We start from the raw sequence: 7,581 nt of genomic DNA on the forward strand, positions 1-7,581 counted from the left end.
GGATGTTGAAGTGTGGGAGCAAACCTGTTGAGTCAGTCTTTTCCTACAAATGTTGAAGAGAAAGAGCATTTTTCTGACTGTATCTGGCGCTATTTCAGTTGGGAAGATCGGTAAATGGATGACGGGAAACGACCAGACATGACGAAGTCGCATCGCGAATCGGTCATGTCCAGTCGCACAATTGCAGTGTTGATCACGCCACGAAAGGCGATTCCTGGATCTTTTTCAGGTAGGAAGCCAGCAGTTTTGCATCGAACTCCGGTTCCTGTATGCCACTGCCTTCAAGAAAGTGCTGGACGTTGGAACAGCCCCAAAGATAGGTGTTCTGGTAAAGCTCCACGGTGGACTGGTTGTCGACGATCTTGTCCCGAAACAGGCTCGACAGTGGGTAAAGCGGTGCCTGCGGGTTGGTTTTCCAGAGATCGAACCAGTCGTTGAACGGCAGACGGTCGAATCTCAGGCTGCAATGGGTTTCCAGCCGGGCGAAAAAATCCTCGAGAGTCAGATTCTTCTCGGGCGAGGGGATGAGATTGAATTTTTTGCCGAGGGCCAACGGATTGCGGGAAATACAGCCGATCGCGTCGCACATGTAATCGACGGTCGTCAGACCTTCGCGCAGGTTGGTCAGTGCAGGTATGGCTTTGAATGCCAGACAGGTCTGGATCAGGCGGCTCCACCATTGATAACCGGCGAACTCGCCAGTGCGGCTGTCGCAAGTGGCGTAACCCAAGCGGAAGGTCATCAGTGGCAGGCCTTTTTCCTGGGCCAGGTCGGCGATTTTTTCCATGACCCACTTGCTGCGCACATAGCCCAGGTCAGACACGACGGCGGGCAGGTTCTGATCGATGTCGTCGTGCTCATGCATCGTGGTTTTACCCGTGTGCAGATGACCCCAGCTGTACACCGAGATGGTTGACAGCAGAATCAGCGGTTTGAGTCGGCTGTGGGCGGCAAAGTCGATGATCTGTTTGAGTCCCTCCACATTGTCTTTCTTCATGTAGGAGTAAGGCTGAATGAAATTGACGGCGCTGGCGGAGTGATAAACGACGTCAATCAGATCGTACAGCCGTGCATACAGCGTTTGCCCAAGCCCGAGTTTCGGCTCGGACAGATCGGCTGGGAAGGTGACAATGCGCACCGCATCATTTGATTCGAGCTGGATCCTGTAGCGTTCAAGTGTGGCTGTCACACGTTGTCGCGCCAGTGCCGGACTGGCGGCTCTGACCGGGCAATGAATCTTCGCGTCGGTAGTCCTCAACAGTGTTTCAAGCAGGTGAGCACCAATGAAGCCCGTTGCCCCAGTGAGCATGATGTGTTTCGGCGCTGTCAGTTGCTGCTCTCTGAAACGGTCGGGGGGAGCGAAAGTCGACGGCAGGGTTATATCGTCTTGCAGCGTGCGCACCGGCTCGCTTTGCGGTACTGGAGCATCGGCGCTCTTCCTTCGGCTCAGCTCTGTGGCCAACGCTTTGACTGAGCAGAACTCATAGAAGTCCCGAATGTACGCAGGGACCTGAAGTTGTTCCGAAATGTCGCGCAGGACAGCCGCGGCCATCAATGAATGGCCTCCGATCTCAAAGAAGTTGTCGCCAGTGGTGAAGTCGGCTTGGCCCAGGTACTTCTGCCAGATGGCGGCGATACGAGCTTCTGTTTCATTGGCGATATCGATTGTCGGCGCATCGCTGGATGCGGCGGCGAAGCGTGCCTGAAGTGCCTGTTTGTCCGTTTTGCCATTGAGGGTGCAGGGGATGTTTTTCAGCAGTAAGTAGCGGGCCGGCAACATGTAGTCCGGCACTTCTTTTTTCATGCCGATTTTCAAGTCACTGATCAGATCGCGTGTCTGTGCATCTGCAGTGGGCACCACGAACGCAATCAGGCGTTTGCCGGCCGGCCCTTCGTTCGCGTCCACCCAGACGACTGCCGTTTTCACACCGGGCTGACGCAAAAGAGCTGCCTCCACATCGCCCAGTTCAATCCGATAGCCGCGAATCTTCAGTTGGTCGTCGTTACGCCCCAGGTACTGAACGCTGCCGTCCGGCAGGAAGCGTGCGAGGTCGCCGGTGCGATAAGCCCGCAGGTTGCAGAACGGCAATGTGATGAAGCGCCGCGCGGTCAGTTCCGGGCTGGACAGGTAACCGCGCGCCAGGGATGGGCCGCTGATGAACAGCTCGCCAGTCTCTCCCGCCGAAACCGGCTTGAGTGTTTCATCCAGAATGAACACTCTCGTGTCAGCGACGGGAAACCCTATCGATGACACGCCGTGATCACCGGCCTGATCGTAAACCCGACACGTTGCATAGATCGTCACTTCCGTGGGACCGTAGTAATCCACCACTTTGTAGTGCAGGTGTTGAGTATCGATGGACGGCAGTTTTTCACCCGCTGTAAACAGATACTGCAAAACCAGATTCGAGGTGTGGGGACGCCGGACCAGTTCACTGACCAGAACCGTCGGAACATAGGCATGAGTGATCAAGTGTTCGCAGTAGAAATCGTACAAATCAGGAGCGCTGCTGCGTATTTCGTCCGGCAGGATGTACAGCTTGGCGCCTGCGCACAGCGCTGCCCAGATCTCCCATTGCGACACGTCAAAGCCAACGCCGACCATTAATGTCGTACGGCAATCGCGGCTCATCGCAAAGCGGTCGTTATGCCATTCGATAAGATTCAGCAACGAATGGTGTTCAATCTCGACCCCTTTGGGCTGGCCCGTCGTGCCAGACGTGAAAATCACGTAAACGACATCCTCGGCCTTGGGTATGAGCGATAGAGGGGCAGCGGATGACGGGGCCTCCATAATTGCCTTGATGGAACACTTGGGTACTGCGCAATCCGTGGCATCGTCGCTGTCAGTCACCAGTACGATGTCAGCCGCGCATTGATCAATGATGCTGCGCTTGCGGTTATCCGGTAGACGCGCATCGATCGGTACATGACAGGCAGTGGACTTGATGACCCCAAGCTGAGCGACGATCAGCTCGATGGAGCGATGCCCGATAATGGGCACCCGTTGGCCCTGTTTGACGGCGTTCTGATTCAGAAAACAGGCGACTTTGTCACTTTCGCAATCGAGTTCAGCGTAAGTGACCTGTCGTTCAGGACTGCGGATGGCAATGTGATGGGGAAACTGTTTAACGTTTTGTTTGAAAAGCTCCAGGACAGTTTGAGGTTGCATGATGACGCTCCGGTCAGCGCCCCGTCCAAACCGCATTTTGTTCTGTGTAGCCAAAAAATTGTGGGGCAGCCCTCATTTTAGAAACCTGTGGGCGATCACGATTCTTCCTCCCTAGAGCATGTTTTCATAGGGGATAGCCGGGTGAGGAATATAAGGAAACCTTCATTCACGGCTGCCAGTAATTCTTCTCCCCACTCAACTTGCGATCGAGAAAACTCGCCGCGCTGATCAACGCCAGATGGGTCAATGCCTGGGGCGTGTTGCCCAGATGCCGTCCACGGTTGTCGAATTCCTCCGCATATAGTCCCAACGGATTGGCATAACGCAGCAGTTGCTCGAATTCCAGGTGGGCCTTTTCCACCTGTCCAGCGCGGGCCAGGCATTCGACGTACCAGAACGAGCAGGCGGCGAAAGCGCCTTCGGTGCCCGATAATCCATCGATCCCCGTATCGTCATTGCGATAGCGGTAAACCATGCCGTCGCGCACCAAGTGTTTTTCGATGGCTTCAAGCGTCGCGAGCCAGCGCGGATCCTTTGCGCTGACGAAGCGCACCAGCGGCATCAGCAGCATCGAGCCATCCAGTGCGGTGCCGCCCTGGTACTGCACGAAATGCCCGTGTTCTTCATTCCAGAAGTTGTCCCAGATGTCGGCATGAATCGCCTGACGGGTCTGGTCCCAACGAGCGAAAGGTGCCGGCAGCGAACGTTTCGAGGCCAGGCGGATCGCCCGGTCCAGCGCCACCCAGCACATCAGTCGCGAGTGCAGAAAGTGATGTTGCTCACCGCGCATTTCCCAGATGCCTACGTCTTTGGTCTGCCAGGTCTCACACACCTGATCGACCACTTCCATCACATGTTTCCAGCCTTCGTGGGAAATCGCGTCGCCGTACTTGTTGACCAGATAAACGGCGTCCATCAGTTCGCCGAAGATATCCAGTTGAATCTGATCGTACGCGCCATTGCCGATGCGCACTGGTTTCGCGCCGCCATGCCCGGACAAATGCGTGAGTTCGGTTTCCGGCAGTTCCTGGCGGCCGTCGATGGCGTAGAGGGTGTTCAACTTCATCGACTGGCCGCTGCAATCGCTGACCCGCCCGCGCAGCCAGCGCATGTAGCCGTTGGCTTCGTCGACAAAGCCCAGGCGCATGAAGGCGTAGACGGTGAAAGAGGCGTCGCGGATCCAGGTGTAGCGATAGTCCCAGTTGCGTTCGCCGCCGGGTGTTTCTGGCAGGCCGAACGTGGCGGCGGCGAGGATTGCGCCGTGTTGGCGCGAGGTCAGCAGCTTCAGGGCCAGGGCCGAGCGGTTGACCATTTCCCGCCAGCGACCTCGATAGTTGGACTGACCGATCCAGTCACGCCAGAACTTCAGCGTGCGCTCGATGCACAGCTTGGCGGCCCCTTCGGCGAAGCGCGGATCGTCGCTGGCGCCGAGCATGAACGCGGCGGTCTGATCTTGTTTGAGGGTGAATTGCGCGACTGCTGCTTCCTGATCGACGCTCAAGGTTTGATCCGAGGCCAGCCGCAGTGTCGGCTGCCCGCTGGCGCTGAACAGCACATCCTTTTTATCGACGACTGCGCGAGTTTCAGCACGGGCGTAGTCATGTCGAACGGCGCAGCGCAGGTGAAACGTTGCCTGCCCGCTGACCACCCGAACCCGGCGGATCAAAACCGGTAACGCCTCATCGTTGTCGCCAATGGGCAGCAGATCGGTGATTTCCACCACGGCGTGATCGCTGAGCCAGCGGGTTTGCAGGACGTTGGTGTCCGGCAGGTAAATCTGCTCGCGCCGGGCATCGGGCAGGTCCGGGGCCAACTGGAAAATCCCCGCGTCGGGCGTATCCAGCAGCGAACAGAAGATCGACGGGCTGTCGAACTCCGGCCAGCAGAAGAAATCCACGCTGCCCTTGTCATTGACCAGCGCCGCACTGCGCATGTCGCCAATGATGCCGTGGGCGTCGATGGGGCTTTGTCGTTCAGGGTGATGCTCGGCCATGGTCGTCTGGCTCCGAGGCGAAGGCTTACCTAGCTGACTGATGGCCGGCGGCGAGAGTTCATCCGCGTACATGAAATGATCGACAGCTTTGCGCGGCAGCGATTGGCCTTGCACGCCACAGGGACTTCACATTCCACCAACAATTCCTCGCTTTCCCGCCCGTCAGGCTTTGTGGCAAGTTGGCCGCCCCTGATGAGGCTGTATCCGATGGCAAACCCTTACCGCGAACTGTTCAACGCCCCCGGCGCCCGGGCCTTTGTGATGGCCGGGATGATCGCGCGCATGCCGATTTCCATGACTGGCATCGGCGTGATCACCATGCTCTCGCAATTGACCGGCGGCTATGCGCTGGCAGGCGGGGTGGCGGCGACCTTTGCCTTGGCCACGGCGTTCTGCGCACCGCAGGTGTCGCGGCTGGTGGACCGTTACGGTCAGGGGCGGATTCTGCCGGTGTCGGCGCTGATCGGTGGCGGGGCGTTGCTGATGTTGCTGCTGTGCACCCGTTTGCAGGCGCCGACCTGGACGCTGTTCATCTGCGCTGCTTTGGCCGGTTGCATGCCGAGCATGTCGGCGATGGTGCGGGCGCGCTGGACGGAAATCTATCGCGGTCAGCCGCAATTGCAGACGGCGTATGCGCTGGAATCGGTGCTCGACGAAGTCTGCTTTATCGTCGGGCCGCCGCTGTCGGTGGGGCTGTGCGTCGGCGTGTTTCCCGAGGCCGGGCCGCTGGCGGCGCTGTTGATGCTGGCGATCGGTGTGACGGCGTTTGTCGCCCAGCGCAGCACCGAGCCGCCGGTGCATCCCCACGAATCAGAGCATCAAGGCTCGATCATTCGTTCGACCGACGTGCAATGGCTGCTGCTGTTGATGGTCGCCATGGGCATGATCGTCGGCGTGGTCGATGTGGTCAGCGTTGCGTTCGCCCAGCAACAAGGGCAACCGGCAGCGGCGAGCATCGTGTTGTCGGTGTACGCCATCGGTTCCTGTCTGGCGGGCATCGCGTTTGGTGCGATGCGCTCGAAACTGCCGTTGCCGCGCCTGTTTCTGTATGGCGGCCTGGCGACGGCGGTGACCACGCTGCCGTTGCTGCTGGCGACCAATATTTTCGGGTTGTCCGTGGCGGTGTTCATCGCCGGGCTGTTCTTCTCGCCAACCCTGATCGTGGCGATGGCGCTGATCGAACGCATCGTGCCGCCGGCCAAACTCACCGAAGGCCTGACCTGGTTGGTGACCGGCCTGAGCATCGGCGTGGCCATCGGCGCCGCCGGTTCCGGTGCATTGGTGGATGCATTCGGTGCTCGCAGCGGCTTCTGGCTGGCGATTGCAGCGGGTGCGGTGGTGTTGTGTTCGGCGGTGCAGAGCTTCCGCCACCTGAAATGAAATGTGCCCGTGGGCGTGAGCCGGGTGGGGAAATTTAACGCCACCGACTAATTTGCCCGGCCGGTGATCCGTACCCTTTGAAGAGACATTTTTCCGAGGGATGCGTGGTGACCAAGTTGACCCTGCTGTGCCTGCCGTATTCCGGCGCCAGTGCCATGGTCTACAGCCGCTGGCGGCCGAAGCTGCCGCAGTGGCTGCAATTGCAACCGGTGGAATTGCCGGGGCGTGGCGCCCGGTTCGGCGAACCGCTGCACACCGACATGCGGGCGCTGGCCATGCAACTGGCCAGGGAACTGCGCCCGACACTCAAGGCCCCTTACGCACTGTTCGGCCATAGCCTGGGTGCCTTGCTGGCCTGCGAAATCGCTCACGCCTTGCGCGCATTGGGTTGCCCGGAACCGGTGGCGCTGTTCGCCTCGGGCACTGCGGCGCCGACGTTGCGCGCCGACTACGACCGCGGCTTTGCCGAGCCGAAGACGGATGCGGAACTGATCGATCAACTGCGCACGCTCAACGGCACCAGCGAGGAAGTGCTGGCCAATCAGGAGCTGATGAGCCTGACGCTGCCGATCCTGCGCGCCGATTTCCTGCTCTGCGGCAAATTCCAGCCGTTGCAGCGGCCGCTGCTCAACTGCCCGGTGCATGTGCTGGGCGGCAAGGCCGACAAAGCGACTACGGAGCAGTTGATCGGCTGGAGCAAGGAAACCCGTGGCAGCTTCTCGGTGGACATGCTGGCCGGCGGGCACTTCTTCATTCATGAACACGAAGCCAAGGTGCTGCGGGTGATCAAGGATCAACTCGATGTGCATCATCGTCGGCACGGCTTGATGGCCGCCGTTTAACCCGAATTCATTGCTGTCCGGAACCCTGTGAGGGGCGAGCAGGCTTGCTCCCGCAGGGTTTTTTATCGCCCGCAAATCCCCGCTTCACCTCCCTTCTGATAGTTCTTCTCAATCGCTAATTTTTCCGCTTTGCATTCGTTTTATAGGGACGACGTGCCTTTGTGCTGCCAGCCTACTGATTCGGATACCAAGAA

4 protein-coding genes are annotated in these 7,581 nt (G+C 59.0%); 2 read left to right on the forward strand and 2 right to left on the reverse strand.

Features of this window, described 5'->3' with window-relative positions; genetic code table 11:
* Positions 1-193: 193 nt before the first annotated feature.
* The gene (locus tag IF199_RS09555; protein ID WP_192560198.1) at positions 194-3,172 is read right to left on the reverse strand and encodes an amino acid adenylation domain-containing protein; all 2,979 of its coding nucleotides are present in this window, start codon (positions 3,170-3,172) and stop codon (positions 194-196) included.
* Positions 3,173-3,338: 166 nt separating this feature from the next.
* Entirely contained in the window at positions 3,339-5,165 is a 1,827-nt protein-coding gene (locus tag IF199_RS09560; RefSeq protein ID WP_192560199.1) for a glycoside hydrolase family 15 protein, read from the reverse strand.
* A gap of 207 nt (positions 5,166-5,372) precedes the next feature.
* Between IF199_RS09560 and IF199_RS09565 the strand changes: the two genes are divergently transcribed.
* Positions 5,373-6,545: an MFS transporter gene (locus IF199_RS09565; RefSeq protein WP_102621948.1), complete on the forward strand. Its 1,173-nt coding sequence runs from the start codon at positions 5,373-5,375 to the stop codon at positions 6,543-6,545.
* A 104-nt stretch (positions 6,546-6,649) separates the two neighbouring features.
* Entirely contained in the window at positions 6,650-7,387 is a 738-nt protein-coding gene (locus IF199_RS09570; protein WP_096822467.1) for a thioesterase II family protein, read from the forward strand.
* The last annotated feature ends 194 nt before the right edge of the window (positions 7,388-7,581 follow it).

Source organism: Pseudomonas allokribbensis (assembly GCF_014863605.1).
Classification (GTDB): Bacteria; Pseudomonadota; Gammaproteobacteria; order Pseudomonadales; family Pseudomonadaceae; genus Aquipseudomonas; species Aquipseudomonas allokribbensis.